The sequence below is a fragment of the Kitasatospora sp. NPDC002551 genome (assembly GCF_040296005.1).
Classification (GTDB): domain Bacteria; phylum Actinomycetota; class Actinomycetes; order Streptomycetales; family Streptomycetaceae; genus Kitasatospora.
In genome coordinates this window covers 1-20,781 of sequence record NZ_JBEOWI010000020.1, presented here as the reverse complement: position 1 = coordinate 20,781, position 20,781 = coordinate 1, and the positions used below count along the sequence as shown (strand labels likewise).

Genomic DNA, 20,781 nt, shown 5'->3' with positions numbered 1-20,781 from the left:
GTTGCGCCGGCCCGCCGCGTCCCCAGATCATCCCGCCGCCACCGCCCGGCCGGTCCACCGCTGATCGTTGGTCATGACGACGATCCTGCCCGGATCGGGCGCCGTCCGCCTGAGTAGCGGTACTCAACTCCGCGTCACCGTACGGCGACAACGACGCGGGCCCGCCTCAGGAGGTTCCTGAGGCGGGCCCGGGCCGCTCTGTCCGATGGTCTTCCGCCGGTACGCGGGGCCGGAGGGGCGGACAGGTCCCCGCCGGATGCTGGCGTCCTACCGGTGGAGCGAGCAGGCGGTCAGCACCAGCCGAGCTGGGCGAACGCCTTCCAGGCGGCCTTGGTCTTCGACCCGGCGATGCCGTCGATGCCGCCGGTGTCGTAGCCGAGTTCGGTGAGGAAGCGCTGGAGGGCGCGGATGGTGTTGGGGCCGACCGCGCCGTCGACGGTCCCGGCGTCGTAGCCCTGGTCGTTGAGGTAACTCTGCCAGGCCCTCCAGCTGTTGGCGCCGAGCTGGCCGTCGATCGTGCCCGGGTCGTAGCCGGAGTCACGGACGAAGCACTGGACGCTCTTGCCCTCGGCGGTGTTGAGGCCGAGGTTGTTGACGGCCCGGACGCCGGCGGTGTGGGCGGGGGCCTGCCGGACGGGCGCGGCGGTGGCCGCGGTGGCGCCGGCGAGGGTGCCGACGCCGAGGGTGGCCGCGGTGAGAAGGCCCACCAGCGCCTTCATGAGGCTGTTCGATGCCATGGGTTTCCACTCCCTGGTGCGGAAATCGGGGCGAGAGGGACGCTAGCACCGGTCGCGTGCGAAGAACCATGCCCATTCCGCATTCCCCGAACGATCCCCGGAAAGATCCACGCGGCAGGGAAGCGCACCGGGAAATCCCCCGTCGCAGCAGGTCGGAACCGGTGGAGCCACTTCCATGGAAAAGCCCCGGTCCGATCCGCGAACGGAGCGGTGATTCGATATCCGACCCCCGACAATCCCCCGACCGGCCGAGCGTGCGGGCCGGTGAATGCGCGCCTGTTGTCCGCCGCTCGCCGGTGCGCCTACCCTGCTGCCGTGTCCTCGTCAGCGCGCGGTACCGCCACCACGACCTACGCCCACGGGAGGCCGCCCGGGGCGGTGCCGCTGCTCGGGCACCTGCCCGCGCTGGCCCGGGACCCGGCCCGGTTCCTCGGACGACTGCACCGCCACGGCGACCTGGTGGAGATCCGGCTCGGGACGCACCGGATGGTCGTCCCCTGCCACCCGGAGCTGCTGCGGCAGGTGTACGCCGACGACCGCACCTTCGACAAGGGCGGGCCGATCTACCGGCGCTTCCGCGAAGTCCTCGGCAACGGGCTGCCGACCTGCGCCCACGCCGACCACCGGCGCCAACGCCGGATGCTGCAAACGGAGTTCCGCCCCGACCGGCTGGCCGCGTACGCCGCCGTGATGAGCCGCGAGGCGGAGCTGCTGGCCGGCTCCTGGCGGCACGGCGAGGTGGTGGACGTCTTCCCCGCCTGCTACCGCTTCACCCTGCGGGTGGTGACGCGCACCCTGCTCGGCACCGAGGTGCCGGACGCGCTGGCCGAGCGCCTCCAGCACGCCTTCGAGACCGCCTTCGCCGGTGCGCTGCGGCGGCTCTGGATGCTGCCGGCCGGCCCCGGCTACCGGACGGCGGTCCGCACCCTGCGGCAGACCGTCACCGACCTGGTGCGCGACCACCGGGCGCACGGCCCGGGCCGCACCGACCTGCTGGCCGGTCTGGTCGCCGCCCGCGACGAGGACGGCTCGACGCTCTCCGACGCCGAACTGCACGACCAGGTCGTGGCCATGCTGCTGGCCGGCACCGAGACCACCGCCTCCCAGCTCTCCTGGACGCTGCGCCTGCTGACGGCCCACCCCGAGACGCTGGCCGCCGTGCGGGCGGAGGCCGACACGGTGCTGCCGGACGGCCGGCCCGCCGGGTGGGGCGATCTGCCGCGGCTCTCCCTCACCGGCCGGGTGCTGACCGAGGCCCTGCGGCTCCACCCGCCCGGCTGGGTGCTGCTGCGCACCTGCTCCCGCGCGACCGAGCTCGGCGGCCGCCCGCTGCCGCGCGGCGGCCAGGTGCTGCTCAGCCCGTACGTCGCCCACCACAACCCGCGGATCTTCGCCGACCCGGCCCGTTTCGACCCCGACCGCTGGCTGCCCGAGCGGGCCGCCGCCCTGCCGCGCTGGGGCTTCGCCGGGTTCGCCAACGGCCCCCGGCAGTGCCTCGGCGCCGACTACGCCCGCGCCGAGGCGGTGATCGCGCTGGCCACCGTCCTGGCCCGCTGGCACCCCGCCCGGGTACCGGGCCGCCGCGCCGACGACCGCCCGGTCCGGCTGACCACGGTCCTGCGGCCGCGGCGCCTGGAGCTGCGGATGCTCGACCGGAAGCGGCCCCGGGCGGCGGCCGACAGCTGACAGGCCCGGCCCCTTTCGCCGTCAGTACGTGATGGTCACACAGCCGTTGCCGCCGGGCTCCCCACCGGCGCCCGGAACACCCAGGGGGACCGTGCCACCGCGGCCACCGGCTCCGTCGCGAGGTCCCCCGCCGCCACCGCCCGTTGCCGGCGCCGACGAGGGTGATCGTCACGGTCGTGACGCCCTCGGGCACGGTGAAGGTGTACTGCCCCGGGGTGGCGTAGGTCTTCGTGGTGGTGACGGCCTGCGCCGGGTCCGCCCCGGTCAGCGGGCTCGCCAGGGCCCCGAAGCACAGCGCCGCGGCGGCGGCGACCCGGGCCGGCCGCGAGGCCGTCCCCCTCCGCGCCGGCGACCCGACGCCCGGTCCGTCCGACATGCCGGCCGCTCCTTCCGTCCCGTGACCCGGGCGTCCACCCGGACACCGGCCCCAACGACGGCCCGCCCCGGCGGGCTCGCACCCTTCGCCCTTTCGGACCGCACGGGACCGCAACTGACGCGGCACCAGGCCATTGTCGGAGGTCTCCCCTAGCGTCCCTGGGCATGACTCCAGTGAGCGCAACACCGCCGGCCGCGACCACCCTGCTCCCCCACCGGGACGGCAGCGGGCACCCGGCCCTCGACGGGGCGCCCGTCGCCCGTCTCACCCTGCCCCTGCGCGAGGCGCTGCTCGGGCTGGCCACCCGGCTCGATCCGGCCGGTGCGGCGGCCGACGCCGACTGGGCGGTGTGCACGGCGCTGCGCCTGGTGGTGGCCGGGGCGTACGACACCGCCGAGCCGGACGAGGCGCCCGGTCTGCTCTACGTCACCCCGCCGGTCTCGGAGCTGGCCGGCCGGCCGGTGTGGCTGGAGCGCCCGTACCGGGGCGGGCCGATCACGGCCAGGTTCCCGGCCGACCGCTGCTGACCGGCCGTCACCGCCGGTGCCGGGGCGCGCCGCCCGCCGGAACCGCGCGAGGGCGGCCCATCCGGAGGTGGACCGCCCTCCTACGGCCGGGTCAGGCCTTCTTCACCACGGAGGACTTGAGCTGCATGGCGCCGAAGCCCTCGATGCGGCAGTCGATGTCGTGGCCGTCGACGCCGTCGACCAGCCGGATGTTGCGGACCTTGGTGCCCGCCTTGATGCCGGAGGCGCTGCCCTTGACCTTGAGCGCCTTGACGACGGTCACGGTGTCGCCGTCGCTCAGGACGTTGCCGACGGCGTCCTTGACCACCCGCTCGCCGGACGCGGCCTCACCGGCGGCGGGCTGCCACTCGTGGCCGCACTCCGGGCAGACCATGAGGGCGTCCATCTCGTAGGTGTACTCGCCGGAGCACTTCGGGCAGGCGGGGAGGTTGTCGCTCATGTGATCAGACTATCCAGTCGTTCGAAGGGTGATGACCGAGGTCAAGGCCGGGGTCGGGGGAGGCGGGCGGGGGCGGAGGAGGGCTCTCCGGGGGCGGCGCCGCGGGCCCGCAGGTGGGTGCGGGCGTGGGCGATGGCCTCGGGCGTGGTGGTGAAGACGTGGCCCTCGGCGCGCAGGGCGTCCAGGGTGCCGAGGGCGTCGAGCGGGCGGTGGTGCTCGTCGCGGACGCCGGAGACCAGGACGAGCGTGCCGCGGCGCCGCAGCCGGCCTATCGCGTCGCCGAGCACGACGGCGCCGCTGGCGTCGATCGCGCTGACCCGGGACATCCGCAGGACGACCACGTCGACCTCGGCGGTCTCGGTGAGCTCCAGCAGGAAGCGGTGGGCGGCGGCGAACAGCAGCGGACCGTCGATCCGGTAGGCGACGATGTGCTCGGCGAGCAGCGCCTGCTCCTCGGCGTGGTGATCGGCCGGGGGCAGGTCCGCGTGCAGCGGGACCTGCTCCACCCTGGCCGCCCGCGCGACCGCGGCCAGGGCCAGCGCGCCGGAGACCAGCAGGCCGACCACCACGGCGGTGACCAGGTCGAAGGCCAGCGTGGCGGCGGCGGTGAGCAGCAGGACGGCGGCCTCGCCGCGTCCGCTCCGGGCGAGCGCCCGCAGCGAGCCGACCTCGACCATCCGCACGGCGGTGGCCAGCAGCACGCCGGCGAGCGCGGCGAGCGGGATGCCCGCGACCAGCGGCGCGGCGGCGAAGACGATCACCGCCAGCACGGCGGCGTGCACCAGGGCGGCGAGGCGCGAGACGGCGCCGGAGCGCACGTTGACGGCGGTCCGGGCGATCGCCCCGGTCGCGGCGACGCCCCCGAACAGCGGCGCGGCCAGGTTGGCCAGGCCCTGGCCGAGGAGTTCGCGGTCGCTGTCGTGCCGTTCCGAGACGCTCATGGCGTCCGCGGCGGTCGCGGACATCAGCGACTCCAGCGCGGCGAGCGCGGCCACGGCGAGGGCGGAGGGCAGCAGGGCGGGGACGGCCGAGAGGTCGAGGAAGGCGAGCGAGGGGGCGGGCAGCCCGGCGGGCAGGTGGCCGATGGTGGCGACCGGCAGGCCGACGGCCGCCACGGTCACCGTCGCACCGACGACGGCGAGCAGCGAGAACGGCAGGCCGGGCCGCAGCCGGGCGCCGACCAGCATCACCGCCGCCACGGCGAGGGCCACGCCGAGCGCGGCCCAGTGCGGCGTGGCGGCGAACGCCCGCACCGCCTCGGCGGCGACGACGGCGGGCTTGTCGCCGTCCGGCTTGGGCACCCCGAGCGCCCCGGGCACCTGCTGGAGGGCGATGACGCCGGCGATCCCGAGGGTGAAGCCCTCCACCACCGGGACGGGGACGTAGGCCATCCACCGGCCGGCCCGGCCGAGCGCGAGTGCGACGAGGATCACTCCGGCGAGCAGCCCGACGGTCAGCACCCCGCCGGCCCCGTAGCGGGCGACGATCGGTACCAGGACGACGGTCATCGCGCCGGTCGGTCCGGAGACCTGGAGGTTGGAGCCTCCGAAGAGCGCGGCGACGGCCCCGGCGACGACGGCGGTGGCGAGGCCCGCCTGCGCGCCGGCGCCCGAGGAGATCCCGAATCCGAGGGCGAGCGGCAGGGCGACGATCGCCACCGTGAGGCCGGCGAGCAGGTCCTTGCGGGGCGAGCGGCCCATGGTGGCGAGGATGTCGCGGGTGGGCAGGATCGCGCGCACGCGGTCGAGAACTGCGGCCATGGGCTCGGCTCTCTCCTGGTTCTCCCCCGGCGGCGTACGGGGCGCGGGCCCCGATCCAACGGCACGCCAGCATGTATGAACATGAAGAATTTTTCAAGTCGCTGATTGCGGGGGCTCCGGATCCGGACAGTAGCGGCCACGGCGGACCGGCGCGCCGCTCAGCGGCGGTGGCGCCCGCGCCGGCCCCGGCGGCGCGGTGGCGGGGTCGGGGTCGGCAGGAAGAGCCGGGCGGCCTCCCGCCCGAGATTGACGCCGATGGCGAGCGCCATCGCCATGACGCAGGCGTGCGCCACACCGCGCAGGCCGGCCTCGGCGTCGCCGCGCACGAAGGCGAGCAGGGCGAAGTAGAGCACCGAGCCGGGCAGCAGCGGCCCGAGCGCCGCGGTCACGTGCGGCAGCGCGGAGGTGCCGCGGTGGCGGGCCATCACCTGGCCGGACAGGCCGACCAGGCCGGCGGCCAGGGCGGTGGCCGCGACCGGCTGCTGTCCGGCGCCGACCAGCACGCCGTACGTCGTCCAGCCGGCCGTGCTGTTCAGCATGACCGCGGGCAGCGCGCCCGGCTCGGTGTTCAGCATCACCGCGAAGGCCAGGGTGACCAGGACGGCCGCCACGAGCTGGAGCGGCGGGTTCGACACGCCGACCGGGAGCTCCCGGGCCGCGAGGTCCGCGCCGTTGTTGATGCCGACGTAGAGCACCGCCGTCACCCCGATCACCACGCCGCTCACCAGGTACAGCGCCTCGAGCATCCGGGCGGCGGCGGTGAGGTAGCAGCCCGCGAGCCCCTCCTGGGCGGCGGCGACCAGCCGCCAGCCCGGCAGCAGCGCGTACAGCCCGCCGGTGATCACCGCCGAGCCGCGCAGCTGCAGACCGTTGAAGGACAGCAGGATGCCGATCAGCGCGGCCGGTGTCGCGGCCACCGCGAACTGGTAGAACTCCGGGAGGTCGTGGCGCGCCACCAGCACGGCGAGCCGGTCGCCCACCAGGGCGGCGACGAAGGCGCTGGCGAACACCAGCCCGGCCCGGACGTCGGTGCGCCCGCCGACCAGCACCGTCGCCGCCCCGGCGAGCAGCCCGCAGGAGAGCGCGACCAGCCAGCCCGGGTAGCGGTGGCCGTTGCGGAGCGCGGCCGCCAGCCGGCGGTGGGCCTGCTCGACGTCGATCCCGCCCGCCGAGACCGCGGTGACCAGCCGGAAGAGCACGGCGAGGCGCGCGTAGTCACCGGACGGGCGCCGCACCGAGCGCTCGGCCGTCATCGGCGGCTCGGCCGGGCCCGACCGGTAGGACACGGCGACCCGGGTGAAGGTGACCTGCGGGTCGCACGGGTGGACGCCGTAGGCGCGCGCCACGGCGAGCATCGCCGCCTCGACGTCCTCCGCCGCCTCGCCGCTGGCCAGCAGCAACTCCCCCACCAGCAGGGCGAGGTCCAGCACGGCCGCCACCTCGGCCGGTTCCGGCCAGTCGGCGGCGGGGGGCTCGGAGAGCAGCGGGCGGTCGGCGGTGGGGGTGCGGAGCAGCGGCAGCATCCGGTCGGGCCAGGAGGTCGCGGCGGGGCGGCCCAGGGACCCGCGGGTCTGCAGCGGGACTTTGTCGGGTCGCGCCGAGGGCGCGGCGGGTGCGGAAGCCCCGGCGGGTCCGGCGGGCTCGGGCGGTGCCGCGGGCCCGGGCAGCGCGGGCGGCCCCGATGCCCCGGGCGGTCCGGACGGTCCGGCAGGTCGCGAAGGTCCGACAGATCCGCCGGGCTCGGCGCGTGGGCCCAGCTGTTCGTGTTCCGGCATCGCCGCTCCCTGGCCAGCGCCCCCCTTTCGAGTCGCCCAGTGTATGCGAACGACTACCCGCTGCGACCGCCCGGTGAACGCGCCACGCGCACGCAGGCGCACCGGGGTGGAGTGAGGGCGAACCGTTCACGCCGGTCGCGTCCGGACGCGCCGTGAACCCCGGGCCCGCCCCGTTCCGCATCCGACGCCGCTCCCCAGGCCGGGAGCACGCCGCGAAGGAGCCGGGTGCGCGCCGGGAGCCGGCGGGCCGTCAGCCGAGGAGGCGGCCGTCCCGGGCGACCACCCGGCCGGCCCGGACCACCAGGTCGCGCGGCGGCAGATCGACGACGACCTGCGGGAGGCACTCCCCGGCCAGCAGCATGAAGTCGGCCGGGGAGCCGGGCCGCAGGGTGACCCGCGGCAGGTCGAGCAGGTCGGCGCCGCCGTCGGCGGCGAGCGCGAAGCAGTCCGCCAGCTCCTGGTCGGTGCGGGCGTCGGTGGTCCAGCCGAGCAGATGGGCCCGGTGCAGCATGTCGGCGTTGCCGAAGGGGCTCCAGGAGTCGCGCACGCCGTCCGAGCCGAGCCCGACCCGAACGCCGCGCGCCCGCAGTTCACGGAACGGCAGCACCTGGTGCGCCGAGGGGGCGACGGTGGTGAGGCCGACGCCGGCCCCGGCCAGCAGGTCGGCGAGTTCGGCCAGCCGCCCGCCGGGCAGCTCCGGGACGCAGAAGGCGTGGCTGACCACGACCCGGCCGGCCAGGCCCGCCGCCCTGGTCCGCGCGGCGATGTCGCGCAGCGGGTCCAGGCCGCGTTCGCCCCGGTCGTGCAGGTGGACGTCGAGCCGCAGGCCGTGGCGCTCGGCCAGCTCGAAGACCAGGTCCAGCTGGGCGGGGCCCTCGCCGTCGGGCCCGCCGTCGAAGCCGGCCGGGTCGATGCCGCCGACGGCGTCGATCAGCCCGCTCGCCGCGGCCTCGGCCAGCAGGCCGCCCGCGCCGGGCGTCCGGCGGACCCCGTGCTGGGGGAAGGCGACCAGCTGGACGTCCAGCACCCCGGCCAGCCGCTCGCGGGCCTCGGCCAGTCCGGCCACCCCGGCCAGGCCGTAGGCGGGGGCGACGTCGACGTGCGCCCGCACGGCCCGGGTGCCGCTCGCGACGGCGTGGGCCAGCAGCCGGTGGGCGCGCTCGGCGAGCGGGGTGCGCTGGTGGCGGAAGAGGTCGACGTCGCCCCGCACGTACTCGGGCAGCGAGCCGGCCGGGCGCCGGCTGTACCAGGGCTCGCCCCAGGCGGTCTTGTCCGGGTGGATGTGCGCGTCCACCAGCGTGGGCAGCGCGATCCGGCCCCCGCCCTCCACGACGAGCGGCTCGGCGCCGTCCGGCAGGCCCTCGGCCAGCACGCCGTCGACGGCGACCAGGTCGACGGGCCGCTCGGCGCCGTACGGGCGGACGTTGCGGAAGACGGTGGCGGCGGGTGCGGCCATGGTGGGGTCAACCCTTCCTGCGGGCACGGGCGGTGGGGCGGTTCGGCCGCCGCCGCGGACACCGGTCCGTCCACGGAGTGTCCGACGACTGTCCAACTGATGAAACATCCCACCTTTTCTTGCAACAGTCTGTTTATCATCCCCGGGTCCCCCGTTTCCCACCCGGAGCCGTCCGCGCATGCCCACGCCGCCCACCACCAAGCCCTCCCGGCCTCATCCGCTGCACGCCCTGCGGGCGTCCGCCTTCGCCATCGGGGCGCTGCTCCTGCTGGCCGGCATCGGCGTGGTGGTCCACCAACCGCTGCTGATACCGCCGGTCGCCGCCAGCGCGGCCCTGGTGCACGGCGCGCCCGGGCTGCCGATCTCCCAGCCGCGCAACGTGATCGGCGGTCAGCTGCTCTCCGCCCTCATCGGCTACGCCACCCTCGCCGTCACCGGCAGCACCGCCTGGGGCGCGGCGATCGCCGCCGGACTCGCGCTCGGCGCGATGATGCTCTGCCACCTCTCTCACTCCCCGGCCGTCGCCAGCGCCGTGGTCGTGGTCCTCCAGGCACCGCACGCCTGGCCGTTCCTGCCCCTGCTCGCGCTCTCCACCGTCCTGCTCGTGGCGATCGGCCTGCTCCCGGGCCGGATCGGCGGCCACCCGGTGCGCTACCCGCTCTCCTGGTGAGAACGGGCCCCGGTGGACCCCGGGGTCGTCCGATCGGATGACCCCCGGGTCCACCGGACGGCTGCGCCGGACGGGCCGAGCCACCGATTCCGCGGCGCGGTCCGATGGCGCAGGCTGGGAGCCGGCCGAGGCGCCCCCGCCCGGCCGCCGGACCGCCGCCCAGTGGAGGAGCCCCTGATGACCGATCGCGCCCCGTCCCCGGCCGACCACGCCCTGACGGCCGCCGCGCGCGAGGGCGACCCCGACGCCGCCCGCGCGGCGCTGGCGGCGGGCGCCGACGTGGGGGCGCGCGACGCCGACGGCCGCACCGCGCTGCTGCACGCCGCCCTCGCCGACGAGGTCGCCGTCGCCCGGCTGCTGGTCGCCGCCGGGGCCGACGTCAACGCCCAGGACGCCCGGCTGGACAGCCCGTGGCCGGTCACCGGGGTCACCGGCAGCGTGGCGATGATGCGGGCCCTGCTCCCCGGCGGTCCGGACCTCGCCCGCCGCAACCGCTACGGCGGGGTGGCGCTCATCCCCGCCGCCGAACGCGGCCACGCCGGGTACGTGCGCGCCGTGCTCGCCGAGACCGCCATCGACGTCGACCACGTCAACGACCTCGGCTGGACCGCCCTGTTGGAGGCGGTCGTCCTCGGCGACGGCGGCGCCGCCCACCAGGAGGTGGTGGACGCCCTGCTCGCCCACGGCGCCGATCCGCTCCTGCCGGACTCCGACGGCGTCACGGCCCGCGCCCACGCCGAACGCCGCGGCTTCCGCGAACTCGCCGCCACCCTGCTCGCGGCGGAGCAGCGGTGAGCGCCCGAAGCGCCGCCGCCCGCAGCGCCCTCGGGCGGGCCGCCGCCGGCGCCGCCACGGCCCTGGTGCTGCTGGCCGCCTGCGGGGAGACCGCGCCGACGCCGCCGGCCGCGACCACGGCCGCCGTTCCCGGACCCGCCACCCCCACCACCACCGGACCCGCCACCGCGCCCACGTCGGCGCCGACCGCGCCCTCCCCCGCCCTCCTCGTCACCGACTTCGGCGCGGACACCGTCACCTTCGTCGACCCCACCGCCACCGGCCGCGCCGCCGGCCTCGGCTCCGTCCGCGTCGGCACCGCCCCGTACGGACTGGCCGTCGGCCCCGACGGCACCGCGTGGGTGGCCACCGCCGAGGGCGTCGCCGTCGTCGACACCGCCGCCCGCACCCGCACCGCGCTGATCCCCCACACCACCCGCACCGGCCCCGTGACCACCGGCGAGTACCGGGGCGGCGGCATGGGCCTCGCCCTCTCCCCGGACGGCAGCCGGATCTACGTCGGCGTCAACGTGCCCGGCGGCAACGGCACCCTGGAGGTCGTCGACACCGCCACCCGCACGGTCACCCAGGTCGTGCCGGTCGGCCGCCGCCCCTTCGACGTGGACGTCTCCGCCGACGGCCGCTCCGTCTACGTCACCGACCACGACTCCTTCGACGTCACCGTGGTCGCCACCGACACCTGGCGGGCCCGCCGCGTCGAGGTCGCCCCGTACGGCACCGAGGGCGGCCTGGGCTCCTGGCTCAAGCCCCACTACACCGCCGTGCGCCCGTCCGACGGCGCGCTGCTGCTGCCCTTCGAGGGCGAGCGCCTGGCCGTCGTCGACCCGGCCACCGGCCGGGTCACCGTCGAGCCGATGACCGCCAACACCCACCAGCACGGCGTCACCGCCGCCCCCGACGGCACCCTCCACGTGGTGGGCACCGGGCCGATCGATCCCGCGACCGACGCCGGCCCCTCCCTCACCATCCGCTCCCCCGACGGCACCGAGCGCCTCGTCCCGCTCGACGGCCCGCACGAGACCGTCACCCTCTCCCCCGACGCCCGCACGGCCTACGTCTCCGGCGGCTTCACCCGCGAGGGCGGCTGGGACGGCCTCACCGTCGTCGACACCGCCACCGGCCGCACCACCCGCCTGCCCGTCGGCCACCTCCCGCTGGCCGTCGCCGTCCTCCCGGCCCCTCCCGGCGGCTGAGGCCACTGGCACCCACCGGACCGGTGGGCTTGGATGTCGCCAACGGCAACAGGGGGGCGGCACAGGCATGGAGTCCGAGCGCGAACTGGTGCGGCGGGCGCGGGAGGTGGCCGCCGCGAACGGGGGATCCCCCCTGGAGACCGCACGGTGGCTGGGGGCCGAGCTGGGACTGCCCCGGGGCGCCGGGGAGGAGCCCCACGCCCTGCGCGCGGCCCTGAGATCCATCGTCTGGCAGGCGTTCCGGATCACCTACGGCCAGGCGCAGCTCGTCCTCGCCTGGTCCGGCCTGGACCGGGGCGGACGGGTCGACGAGGCCGGGCTGGACCTGCAGGTCGGGCGGCTGCTGCCGCGCACCGAGGAACTGGACGCCGGTGTCGTCGACCGGGCGCGGTCCTCGGCCCGCCGACCCCGGCGCATGGTGCTGAAGGCCACCCAGGACGACCTGCCCGTCCGCCTGCCCGGGGAGTTCCGGCTCCTGCGGTACGGGCTCCACCGGCTCCTCGTCCTGCGCGGCCGGCCGGCGGGCCCGGGCGGTGACGGTTCGTTCCTGGACGTCGAGTTCGAGTCGATCCTCGGGATGCGGGTCCGCCCGGAGTACCGGGACCTCGTCGTCGATCACGCCCCCGCCGCGGGGACCGCCGACGGGGCGGACGCCGAGGCGGTGGCCGCGATGGACGCGCTCGTGCCCCCGACACCCGGCGGATCGTCCCGGCGGCTGCTGCTCAGGGACGGGGACGTGCGCGACTTCGTGGTCTGCCGCTCCGTCGGGGTGTACCGCTTCGACCCCCGGGAGGCCGCGGCATGACGCGGGACGGGAACACCCCGCTGCCGCCCGCCCGCCAGCGCAGGCCGACCCGCGACGAGCTCGCCGAGGAGGACAGGCGGAGGGAGCACGCCGAGACCCTGGCGCTGCGGGAGTACGCCGCGCGGCACGGTGGTTCGGTCCACGAGACGCTGCGGTGGCTGGCCGCCCGGCACGACTGCGCGTGCGGCCCGGTGGAGCGGGCGCACGAGATCGCGGTCCGGCTGGGCATCGCCTTCGACCTGGACCCGGTCGCCGCCGTCCGCGCCGCCGAGTGGAGCGGCCTCGGACCGGGCGGCACCGTCTCGGACGCGCTCCTGGCCGAGGCGGTCGGCCCCCGGTTCGTCGCACGGCCGGAGAACGTCGGGTTCGGCCCCTCGGACTTCGCCAGGATGGCCTTCCGGCAGGCCCGGAGCAGGACGCCGCTCGGCGGCGCGGAGGGCCTGACCGGAGCGGTGGGCGAACCGCTCATCGTGCTGGAGCACACCGCCGTCCTGCACACCTACGCGCCCGAGGACGGCCGGCTGGTCCTGCGGAGCCGGGACGGCCGGCCCGGGTTCGGCATGCTGGAGGTCGAGTTCCGGGGCGTGCGGGAGATGACGGTCGTGCCGCACTACGACGACGCCCTCACGATCACCGAGGCGCCGGAGCCCGGACCGCTCCGGCGGCTGCTCCTCGCGGACGGCCGGGGAGCGCGGGGCAGCGTCCGCTGCTCCTCCGTGCACCTCTACCGCTCCGAGCCCGCCGGCGCGGGCCGCGACGGGGACGAGCCGCCGGACCCCTGCGGGACCTGAGCGCCGCACCCGCGGGCGGGCCGGGGCCGTTGCTCCCGGCCCGCCCGCGGGGCCGGTCAGCTGTGCGGCAGGGCGAAGTTGTAGCCCTGCGCGCTGTGGGCGCCGCCCGCCGGACAGACGCCGTCGGTCGGGTAGCCCCAGAAGTACATCGAGTAGCACTTCTGGCAGAAACGCCAGTTCCGCTGCTGGGTCGGGGTCTCCGGGACGTCGTGCGGCAGGACGAAGTTGAATCCCTGCGCGCTGTGGGCGCCACCGGCCGGACAGACGCCGTCGGACGGATAACCCCAGAAGAACATCGAGTAGCACTTCTGGCAGAAACGCCAGTTGCGCTGTGCGGTGGCGGTTTCCGGGACGTCGTAGGGCAGGATGAAGTTGTAGCCCTGGGCGCTGTGGGCGCCGCCCGCCGGACAGACGCCGTCGGACGGATAACCCCAGAAGAACATGACGAAACACTTCTGACAGAAGCGCCAGTTGTTCTGCGTGGCGTTCAGCCGCGCCTGGCCGGGCGCCGGGGCGGCCTCGGCCCGGACGGCCCCTGCGGCCCCCACCAGGCCCAGCGCGGTGACGCCGACGGCGCCGCGCAGGAAGGTCCGCCGGCCGGAACCGGTGGCCGAGCGCATCGCGGACGTGTCCGACTGCTCCATTGTTCGTCCTCCGTTGAACGTGCCGTGGGAGGTGCACCGCGACTCGGGCGCGGCCCGGGAAATAATCCCGTCGGGGATTGGGGGCGTCAAGGAGGATTTCCACGGGTTTACGGTGGGGGGAATTCCGCTGACCGCCGCACGACGGGCTGCGGTGGCGTACGTGGCGGATGGGGAAGGAGTTTCCGCTGAGCCGCGTGAAATCCGCGCGGAAAAGGCCCGATCACACCTTCCTTCCCGTCACGCGCGGGCGCGGAAAACCAATTCCGGGCGCACGGAAAAGGGTTCGCCTTCATCGCTTCACCGACTCGCGCCCGCGCTCCCTCCTGCCCCAGGGTCCGCCGCCCGTCCGGGAGTCGGACGGGCGGCGGCGCGGGCCAGGAGCGTTCACTCCTGCCCCGGTCCGGACAGGTCCAGGCGGGGCCAGCCGGCCAGGTCGGCGAGCATCCGCCGGTCGTGGGTGGCGACCACGACCGCACAGGCGGTGGTGGTCAGAGCCCGGGTCAGCTCGTCGACCAGGGAGGCGGACAGGTGGTTGGCGGGCTCGTCGAGCATGAGCAGGTCGGGCTGCTCGGCCAGGCACATCGCCAGGTGCAGGCGCCGCTGCTGGCCCTGGGACATGCGCCCCACCGGGGTGCGCAGCGCGATCGCGTCCAGCAGGCCCAGCCCGCTGAGCGAGGGCGCCCGCCCCGCCAGGCCGCGCGAGCGGAGCCGGTCCACGTGCGCCTCGTAGGTGCGGTGGGCGGTGTGCTCCGGGTTCCAGGCGGGCACCTCCTGGGACAGCAGGGCCACCCGCGCGCCGGGGTGCACGTGCAGGCTGCCGCCGGTGGGGCGCACCTGCCCGGCCAGCACGCCCAGGAGGGTGGACTTGCCCGCGCCGTTCGGGCCGGTCAGCAGCAGCCGGTCGCCACCACCGACCGTCACCCCGACCGGCCGGCGCAGCCGTCCGGCGACCGTGAGGTCCCGCCCGTGCAGCACCTCGCGTCCGGCCGGGGTGCGCAGGTCGGGCCAGGACAGGCTCCGGGGCGGCTCGGGCACGGTGATGCGGTGCCGCTCCAGGTCGTCCACCCGCCGGTTGAAGGCCTGCACGACCCCGGCGGCACGGGTGGCGCGCTGGTGCTTCCCGGTGCCCTTGCCCGGGCGCCACCCGGTCTGCAGGCGCCCGCGGGCCTCCTCCGCGGCCCGGGTCAGCTGGGCGTGCTCGGCCTGCTGGGCGGCGTGCTCCTGCTCCCACCGCTCCCGCTCACGGCGGCGGCCCTCGACCCAGCCGTCGTAGCCGCCGGCGTACAGGCGGGGCAGACCGTCCCGGCTCGGGTCCAGGTCCAGGAAGCCCGTGGCGACCTCGCGCAGCAGCGCCCGGTCGTGGCTGACCACGGCCACGCCCCCGGGGCGCTCGCGGAGCCGGCGTGCCAGGAAATCCAGCGCGGCGGCGTCCAGGTGGTTGGTGGGCTCGTCCAGCAGCAGCAGATCGGTGGCCGAACCCAGCACGACCGCCAGGCGCACCCGGTAGCGCTGCCCGACCGACAGGGTCGCCAGGCGCCGGTCGCGGTCGGTGCAGGCGCCCAGGCCCTCCAGGGCGACGTCGACGCGCCGTTCGGCGTCCCAGGCGTCCAGGGCGGTGGCGGCCTCCAGAGCCTGGGCGTAGGCGTCCTCCGCGCCGGGCTCGCCCTGCGCGAGGGCCCCGGTCGCGCGCTCCAGCAGGTCCAGGGCGGTCAGGGAGTCCCCGACCGCCTCCCCGACCAGGTCGCCGACGGTGCGCCCGTCCTCGGCGGGCAGGGTCTGCTCGACCAGCGCCAGGGTCCCGGTACGCGAAAGCGTGCCCTCGTCGGGCGTCAGAGCGCCGGCCAGCACGTGCAGCAGGGTGGTCTTGCCCCGCCCGTTCTCGCCGACGACGGCCAGACGGGAACCGGCCGAGACCGTCACGTCGACGCCGGACAGCACCGTGCGCTCCCCGAGCCGGACCACGATCCCCTCGGCGCGCACGTGCGCGGCGGCGCCGGCCGGAAGGGCCCGGAGCAGGGCGGGAAGAGGGGAAGAGGAAGAAGTCGTGCGAAGCATGCGTGTTCTCTCAGCTCGTCATGGAGCCGGGCAGCACGCGGGGCCGCCCGGCACAGGGCCAGGACGGCGGGCGAGAAATCCGTCGGGTTCCGCCGCCGTCAGCGGCAGAACCAGGGCTTCATGCAGAAAGAGGACACGCCCCGCAGTCTACGGCCCGCCCCCGAGCGGGAGCGAGCGATCGAGCGGGCGGACCGGAGGGCCCGACTCCGTTGCGTTTAATAATGGGCAGTATTAATCTTGCGGGCATGGCAAGGACGTCGGCGGGCCACGAGACCCGCGAGAGGCTGCTGCGGGCGGCGGAGGAGCTCTTCGCCACCCGGGGCGTGGAGGCCTCGCTGACCAAGGACATCGTCCGGCTGGCCGGGCAGAGCAACCCGTCCGCCGTGCAGTACCACTTCGGCTCCCGCGAGGGCCTGCTCGACGCGATCATGGCCGCCCGGCAGGAGCGCACCGAGCGGGCGCTCGCGCCGCGCCTGGCCGGGCTCGCGGACGCGGACCCGGCGGGGCTGCTCCACGCGCTCGTCGCCGCCGAGGCCACCGAGCTGCGCACCGAGCAGGGTCGGCGCTGCCTGCGGATCTCCGCGCAGGTCAGCCACCGCAGCGGCGTCCGCACCCGCACGCCCCACCCCACCCTGGCCGGCGGCGGCTACTGGCGGCTGATCGAGCTGACCGAGGAGCGGATCTCCGCCCTGCCGGAGCCGATCCGGCTGGAGCGGCTCGACCTGGTCCTCACCCTGATCGGCGCGGCGCTCGCCGACCGCGCGCAGCAGTACCTCACCGGGGCCGAACCGCTGACGGACGAGGAGACCTTCCTCGCCGACCTGGTGGCGGTCTCCACCGCCATGCTCTTGGCCCCCGCACCCCGAAGGAGCACGTCATGAACGACCTGACCGGCAAGACCGTCATCATCACCGGAGGCGCCCGCGGCCTGGGCGCCGAGGCCGCCCGGCTGGCCGTCGCGGCCGGCGGCAACGTGGTGATCACCGACGTCCTGGAGGACGACGGCAAGGCCACCGCCGCCGAACTCGGCGAGCGGGCGCGGTTCGTGCGGCACGACGTGACCTCCGAGGAGGACTGGCAGCGCGTGGTGGACTTCGCGGTGGCGGAGTTCGGCGCCGTGCACGGCCTGGTCAACAACGCGGGCATCTCCACCGGCACCCCGCTGGTGGAGGAGAGCGTCGAGCACTTCCGCAAGGTGCTGGACGTCAATCTGACCGGTGTGTTCATCGGCATCAAGACGGTCGTCCCGGCGCTGCGCGCGGCCGGCGGCGGCTCGATCGTCAACATCTCCTCGGCGGCCGGCCTGATGGGCCTGGCGCTGACGGCCGGGTACGGCGCCTCCAAGTGGGGCGTGCGCGGCCTCAGCAAGGTCGGCGCGGTCGAGCTGGGCACCGAGCGGATCCGGGTCAACTCGGTGCACCCGGGCATGACCTACACCCCGATGACGGCCTCGGTCGGCATCCGGCGCGGCGAGGGCAACTACCCCAACACTCCGATGGGCCGCGTCGGCGAGGCCCCCGAGATCGCCACCGCGGTGGTCTTCCTGCTCTCCGACGACGCCTCCTACGTCACCGGCGCCGAGCTGGCGGTGGACGGCGGCTGGACCACCGGACCGACCGTCAAGTACGTCATGGGCCAGTGAGCCCCGCGCGCCCGCGCCGTCCCGGAGCCGTTCCGGGGCGGCGCGGGCGCGTTCCGGCCGTCAGGGGCGCGGTCCGTGCAGCAGCACGGGGAGCGTGCGGTGGCCGTTGGAGATCAGCGACTCGACGGGCCGCAGGTCGGCGCCCGGCGCGAGGACGAGGTCGGGGAAGCGCTCGAAGAGCCTGCTCAGCGCGGTGCGGCCCTCCAGGCGGGCGAGCGGGGCACCGAGGCAGAAGTGCACGCCGTGGCCGAAGGCCAGGTGGTCCTTGTCCACCCGGGTCACGTCGAAGGCGTCGCCGTCCTGGTGCCGGGAGGGGTGGCGGCCGGCCGCGGCGTAGGAGGCGAGGATCGCCTCGCCGCGGCGCACGGTCACCCCGCCCGGCAGCGCGATGTCCTCCACCGCGTAGCGCAGCGGCAGGTGGGCGACGGGCGCGTCGCGGCGCAGCGCCTCCTCGACCACGTCGTCCCAGCCGGCCTTGCCCCCGCGCACCAGGGCGAGCTGGTCGGGGTGGGTGAGCAGGTCGGCGATGCCGTTGTCGATCAGGTTCACGGTCGTCTCGTAGCCGGCCGAGACCACCAGCAGCAGGGTGTCGAGCAGTTCCTGTTCGCTCAGCCCGGCCTCGCCGCTGCCGGCCTCAGCGCTGCCGGCGTCGTCCCTCCCGGCCTCGCTCCCGGCCGCACCGTCGCAGGCGTCGATCAGCGCGGAGGTCAGGTCGTCGCCGGGCTCACGGCGCTTGGCCGCGATCAGCTCGCCGAGCATCCCGTAGAAGGCCACCGCATTGGCCTCCGACTCCTCGGTGGTGAGCGTGGTGTCGAACGCGCCGTCCACATGGGCCCGGAAGCGGTCCACCAACTCACCGGGAAGGCCGAGGAGTTGGGCGATGACCCGGATCGGCAGCGGGTAGGCCAGGCGCTCGCGCAGGTCCACCGGCGCGCCGGGCGGCGTGGCGGCGAGCTCGTCCAGCAGGGCGTCCGTCAGCTCCTCGACGCGCCCGGCGAGCGCGTTGATGCGGCGGGCGGTGAACGCGGTGCCGACCAGCCGGCGCAGCCGCCGGTGGTCCGCGCCGTAGGCGGTGAACATGCTGCGCACGTTCACCCACAGGGCCAGCGGCCAGGCGGAGACGACCTCGGGGAACCCCGCCCAGTGCCGATGGGGGTCCTTCGACACCCGGGGGTCCTTGAGCAGTTCCTCCAGCAGGTCCGGGTCGGCCACCGCCCAGGCCTTCACCCCCAGGATGTCCACGGGCGTCGCCGGTCCGCGGGCGTGCAGTTCGGCGGTCTCGGCGTCACGGTCACGGCCGGTCGGGTCCAGCACGAGACGGTCCACGGGGCTCCTTCGGTCGGACGGCGGAGGCGTGCGGCGGCCACCGGCCGCGCACGGGAACCGAGCATGCCGCGCACGGCCCACCGCGTCGAGAGGGCCTCCCCGGCGGCGGAAAACCAACGGCGCCCGGCGGGCCGTGCTGTTATGCTGGCAAGAACGTTGATCTTCAGTCGAGGAGACCGGACATGGTGGTGGACGACGACATCTCCGGGTGATACCCGGACCGACAGGCCGCTCGCCGGTGCGTGGAAGCACCGTTGCCGCGGCCCGGTTGTCGTCCCCTCCTCCCCCTTGTCCGCCCAGGGGACAGGTGTGTCCTTCCCTGCCCCTGGAAGCCTTCACTCCGCGAGGTCGTTCCCATGTCCGGCGCTTCCGTCGTCTGCTCCAGCCTGTCCTTCTCCTGGCCCGACGACACCCCCGTCTTCCAGGACCTCTCCTTCGCCGTCGGCTCCGGCCGCACCGGCCTGGTCGCCCCCAACGGCAGCGGCAAGAGCACGCTGCTGCGGCTGATCGCCCGCGACCTCAAGCCCACCGCCGGGTCGATCACCGTGGACGGCACCCTCGGGTACCTGCCGCAGACCCTTCCGCTGACCGCCGAGCTGACCGTCGCCGAGGTGCTGGGCGTCGCCGGGATCATCCGGGCCATCGACGCGGTGGAGTCCGGGGACGTCGACGAACGGCACTTCACCACCATCGGCGACGACTGGGACATCGAGGAGCGCACCCGCGCCCAGCTGGACCGCCTGGGCCTGGCCGACCTCACCCTCGACCGCACGCTGCGCACCCTCAGCGGCGGCCAGGTCGTCTCGCTGGGCCTGGCGGGCCAGCTGCTGAAGCGGCCCGACGTGCTGCTGCTCGACGAACCCACCAACAACCTCGACCTGGACGCCCGGCACCGGCTGTACGACACCCTGGAGGACTTCCACGGCTGTCTGCTGCTGGTCAGCCACGACCGCGCGCTGCTCGACCGGATGGAGCGCATCGCCGAACTCGACCGGGGCGAACTGCGCCTGTTCGGCGGCGACTTCACCGCCTACGAGGAGGCCGTGCGGGCCGAGCAGGAGGTCGCCGAGAAGAACGTCCGCAACGCCGAGCAGGAACTCAAGCGGGAGAAGCGGGAGATGCAGCTGGCCCGCGAGCGCGCCGACCGCCGGCAGAGCAACGCCGCCCGCAACCTGAAGAACGCGGGCCTGCCGAAGATCTTCGCCGGGAACATGAAGCGCGGCGCGCAGGAGGCCGCCGGACGGGCCGGCCAGGTGCACGCCGGCCGGGTCGGCGACGCCAAGGCCCGGCTCGACGAGGCCGGGCGCGCGCTGCGCGAGGAGCAGCGGATCGTGCTGGACCTGCCGGACACCCAGGTGCCCGCCGGGCGCACCCTGTTCGTCGGCGAGGGGCTGCGGGTGCGGCTCGGCGAGAAGGAGGTCTTCGCCGGTCCCGGCGTCGACCTGACCGTCCGGGGCCCCGAGCGGATCGCGCTGACCGGCCCCAACGGCAGCGGCAAGAGCACGCTGCTGCGGCTGCTCACCGGGGACCTCGTCCCCGAGTGCGGCGAGCTGCGGCGGGCCGACGGGCGCATCGCCCACCTGTCGCAGCGCCTCGACCTGCTCGACCCGCAGCGCACCGTCGCCGAGAACTTCGCCGCCTACGCGCCGGAGCGCCCGGAGGCCGAGCGGATGAACCTGCTCGCCCGCTTCCTGTTCCGCGGCGCCCGCGCCCACCTGCCGGTCGGGGTGCTGTCGGGCGGCGAGCGACTGCGCGCCACGCTGGCCTGCGTGCTGTGCGCGGAGCCGGCCCCGCACCTGCTGCTCCTGGACGAGCCGACCAACAACCTCGACCTGGTCAGCGCCGGGCAGCTGGAGAACGCCCTGAACGCCTACCGCGGCGCCTTCGTGGTGGTCAGCCACGACGAGCGCTTCCTGGACGGGATCGGCATCACCCGCCGGCTGCGGCTCGCCGAGGGCGAGCTGCGGGAGACGGCGGCCCCGGCGCACTGACGGTCCGTCCGCCGGGGAGGGTACCGCCCCTCCCCCCCCGGCCCCCCCCACCCGCGGCGCCCGGGAACCCGGGCACCCCCCCCCCCCCCCGCGGCGACGACCCCCCCGAACCG

The 20,781-nt window shown here is 75.7% G+C and carries 18 protein-coding genes; 10 read left to right on the top strand and 8 right to left on the bottom strand.

The window, feature by feature from the left end; genetic code table 11:
- Positions 1–290 precede the first annotated feature (290 nt).
- Entirely contained in the window at positions 291–737 is a 447-nt protein-coding gene (locus ABT093_RS18690) for a peptidoglycan-binding domain-containing protein (RefSeq protein ID WP_350565529.1), read from the bottom strand.
- A gap of 315 nt (positions 738–1,052) precedes the next feature.
- On the opposite strand from ABT093_RS18690, the gene ABT093_RS18685 reads away from it, so the two are divergent.
- Positions 1,053–2,423 carry a cytochrome P450 gene (locus tag ABT093_RS18685; RefSeq protein ID WP_350565527.1) on the top strand — a complete coding sequence of 457 codons (1,371 nt, stop codon included), beginning with the start codon at positions 1,053–1,055 and terminating at the stop codon, positions 2,421–2,423.
- A gap of 540 nt (positions 2,424–2,963) precedes the next feature.
- Complete coding sequence (locus ABT093_RS18680; protein ID WP_350565525.1) at positions 2,964–3,326, top strand: hypothetical protein; 363 nt, start codon at positions 2,964–2,966, stop codon at positions 3,324–3,326.
- Positions 3,327–3,417: 91 nt separating this feature from the next.
- On the opposite strand, the gene ABT093_RS18675 is transcribed toward ABT093_RS18680, so the two are convergent.
- The 4 genes from ABT093_RS18675 to ABT093_RS18660 all read right to left on the bottom strand — a co-directional run bounded on the left by ABT093_RS18675 (position 3,418) and on the right by ABT093_RS18660 (position 8,864).
- Complete coding sequence (locus ABT093_RS18675) at positions 3,418–3,765, bottom strand: zinc ribbon domain-containing protein YjdM (RefSeq protein ID WP_350565524.1); 348 nt, start codon at positions 3,763–3,765, stop codon at positions 3,418–3,420.
- A 41-nt stretch (positions 3,766–3,806) separates the two neighbouring features.
- Positions 3,807–5,525 (bottom strand): SulP family inorganic anion transporter, encoded by a 1,719-nt coding sequence (locus ABT093_RS18670; protein ID WP_350565522.1) that lies wholly within the window; start codon positions 5,523–5,525, stop codon positions 3,807–3,809.
- 158 nt (positions 5,526–5,683) lie between these two features.
- Positions 5,684–7,048 carry a threonine/serine exporter family protein gene (locus tag ABT093_RS18665; RefSeq protein ID WP_350565520.1) on the bottom strand — a complete coding sequence of 455 codons (1,365 nt, stop codon included), beginning with the start codon at positions 7,046–7,048 and terminating at the stop codon, positions 5,684–5,686.
- Positions 7,049–7,550: 502 nt separating this feature from the next.
- Positions 7,551–8,864, bottom strand: coding sequence for an amidohydrolase (locus ABT093_RS18660; protein WP_502884255.1), 1,314 nt, complete (start codon positions 8,862–8,864; stop codon positions 7,551–7,553).
- A gap of 70 nt (positions 8,865–8,934) precedes the next feature.
- Here ABT093_RS18660 and ABT093_RS18655 point away from each other — a divergent pair, with 70 nt between their 5' ends.
- From ABT093_RS18655 to ABT093_RS18635, 5 genes are all read left to right on the top strand, one after another.
- A complete protein-coding gene (locus ABT093_RS18655; protein WP_350565517.1) occupies positions 8,935–9,426 on the top strand; it encodes an HPP family protein in 492 nt (163 codons plus the stop codon).
- A gap of 177 nt (positions 9,427–9,603) precedes the next feature.
- Positions 9,604–10,221 carry an ankyrin repeat domain-containing protein gene (locus ABT093_RS18650; protein ID WP_350565515.1) on the top strand — a complete coding sequence of 206 codons (618 nt, stop codon included), beginning with the start codon at positions 9,604–9,606 and terminating at the stop codon, positions 10,219–10,221.
- Positions 10,218–11,414 (top strand): YncE family protein, encoded by a 1,197-nt coding sequence (locus ABT093_RS18645; protein ID WP_350565514.1) that lies wholly within the window; start codon positions 10,218–10,220, stop codon positions 11,412–11,414. Before ABT093_RS18650 ends, ABT093_RS18645 begins: the two co-directional genes overlap by 4 nt.
- A gap of 67 nt (positions 11,415–11,481) precedes the next feature.
- Positions 11,482–12,219 carry a hypothetical protein gene (locus tag ABT093_RS18640; RefSeq protein WP_350565512.1) on the top strand — a complete coding sequence of 246 codons (738 nt, stop codon included), beginning with the start codon at positions 11,482–11,484 and terminating at the stop codon, positions 12,217–12,219.
- Positions 12,216–13,010, top strand: a complete 795-nt coding sequence (locus ABT093_RS18635; protein ID WP_350565510.1) for a helix-turn-helix domain-containing protein — start codon at positions 12,216–12,218, stop codon at positions 13,008–13,010. The genes ABT093_RS18640 and ABT093_RS18635 overlap by 4 nt, the downstream gene beginning before the upstream one ends.
- A gap of 56 nt (positions 13,011–13,066) precedes the next feature.
- Here ABT093_RS18635 and ABT093_RS18630 read toward each other — a convergent pair whose 3' ends face one another.
- Both ABT093_RS18630 and ABT093_RS18625 read right to left on the bottom strand, forming a co-directional pair.
- The gene (locus tag ABT093_RS18630) at positions 13,067–13,654 is read right to left on the bottom strand and encodes a hypothetical protein (protein ID WP_350565508.1); all 588 of its coding nucleotides are present in this window, start codon (positions 13,652–13,654) and stop codon (positions 13,067–13,069) included.
- Between the two features lie 384 nt (positions 13,655–14,038).
- The gene (locus ABT093_RS18625) at positions 14,039–15,709 is read right to left on the bottom strand and encodes an ABC-F family ATP-binding cassette domain-containing protein (protein ID WP_350565506.1); all 1,671 of its coding nucleotides are present in this window, start codon (positions 15,707–15,709) and stop codon (positions 14,039–14,041) included.
- Positions 15,710–15,954: 245 nt separating this feature from the next.
- Here ABT093_RS18625 and ABT093_RS18620 point away from each other — a divergent pair, with 245 nt between their 5' ends.
- On the top strand, positions 15,955–16,590 hold the full coding sequence (locus tag ABT093_RS18620) for a TetR/AcrR family transcriptional regulator (RefSeq protein WP_350565504.1): 636 nt from the start codon (positions 15,955–15,957) through the stop codon (positions 16,588–16,590).
- On the top strand, positions 16,587–17,351 hold the full coding sequence (locus ABT093_RS18615; RefSeq protein WP_350565503.1) for a glucose 1-dehydrogenase: 765 nt from the start codon (positions 16,587–16,589) through the stop codon (positions 17,349–17,351). The genes ABT093_RS18620 and ABT093_RS18615 overlap by 4 nt, the downstream gene beginning before the upstream one ends.
- Positions 17,352–17,411: 60 nt before the next feature.
- Here ABT093_RS18615 and ABT093_RS18610 read toward each other — a convergent pair whose 3' ends face one another.
- Positions 17,412–18,677 carry a cytochrome P450 family protein gene (locus ABT093_RS18610; protein ID WP_350565501.1) on the bottom strand — a complete coding sequence of 422 codons (1,266 nt, stop codon included), beginning with the start codon at positions 18,675–18,677 and terminating at the stop codon, positions 17,412–17,414.
- A gap of 356 nt (positions 18,678–19,033) precedes the next feature.
- Between ABT093_RS18610 and ABT093_RS18605 the strand changes: the two genes are divergently transcribed.
- On the top strand, positions 19,034–20,668 hold the full coding sequence (locus ABT093_RS18605; RefSeq protein ID WP_350565499.1) for an ABC-F family ATP-binding cassette domain-containing protein: 1,635 nt from the start codon (positions 19,034–19,036) through the stop codon (positions 20,666–20,668).
- Positions 20,669–20,781 lie beyond the last annotated feature (113 nt).

What these genes read in the sequence shown, in the direction of transcription:
- ABT093_RS18640 (WP_350565512.1), top strand. Translation starts at nt 11,482, where the DNA reads ATGGAGTCCGAGCGCGAACTGGTGCGGCGGGCGCGGGAGGTGGCCGCC.
- ABT093_RS18680 (WP_350565525.1), top strand. Translation starts at nt 2,964, where the DNA reads ATGACTCCAGTGAGCGCAACACCGCCGGCCGCGACCACCCTGCTCCCC.
- ABT093_RS18660 (WP_502884255.1), bottom strand. Translation starts at nt 8,864, where the DNA reads ATGTTTCATCAGTTGGACAGTCGTCGGACACTCCGTGGACGGACCGGT.
- ABT093_RS18615 (WP_350565503.1), top strand. Translation starts at nt 16,587, where the DNA reads ATGAACGACCTGACCGGCAAGACCGTCATCATCACCGGAGGCGCCCGC.
- ABT093_RS18635 (WP_350565510.1), top strand. Translation starts at nt 12,216, where the DNA reads ATGACGCGGGACGGGAACACCCCGCTGCCGCCCGCCCGCCAGCGCAGG.
- ABT093_RS18670 (WP_350565522.1), bottom strand. Translation starts at nt 5,525, where the DNA reads ATGGCCGCAGTTCTCGACCGCGTGCGCGCGATCCTGCCCACCCGCGAC.
- ABT093_RS18605 (WP_350565499.1), top strand. Translation starts at nt 19,034, where the DNA reads ATGTCCGGCGCTTCCGTCGTCTGCTCCAGCCTGTCCTTCTCCTGGCCC.
- ABT093_RS18650 (WP_350565515.1), top strand. Translation starts at nt 9,604, where the DNA reads ATGACCGATCGCGCCCCGTCCCCGGCCGACCACGCCCTGACGGCCGCC.
- ABT093_RS18665 (WP_350565520.1), bottom strand. Translation starts at nt 7,048, where the DNA reads ATGCTGCCGCTGCTCCGCACCCCCACCGCCGACCGCCCGCTGCTCTCC.
- ABT093_RS18675 (WP_350565524.1), bottom strand. Translation starts at nt 3,765, where the DNA reads ATGAGCGACAACCTCCCCGCCTGCCCGAAGTGCTCCGGCGAGTACACC.
- ABT093_RS18655 (WP_350565517.1), top strand. Translation starts at nt 8,935, where the DNA reads ATGCCCACGCCGCCCACCACCAAGCCCTCCCGGCCTCATCCGCTGCAC.
- ABT093_RS18630 (WP_350565508.1), bottom strand. Translation starts at nt 13,654, where the DNA reads ATGGAGCAGTCGGACACGTCCGCGATGCGCTCGGCCACCGGTTCCGGC.
- ABT093_RS18690 (WP_350565529.1), bottom strand. Translation starts at nt 737, where the DNA reads ATGGCATCGAACAGCCTCATGAAGGCGCTGGTGGGCCTTCTCACCGCG.
- ABT093_RS18625 (WP_350565506.1), bottom strand. Translation starts at nt 15,709, where the DNA reads ATGCTTCGCACGACTTCTTCCTCTTCCCCTCTTCCCGCCCTGCTCCGG.
- ABT093_RS18620 (WP_350565504.1), top strand. Translation starts at nt 15,955, where the DNA reads ATGGCAAGGACGTCGGCGGGCCACGAGACCCGCGAGAGGCTGCTGCGG.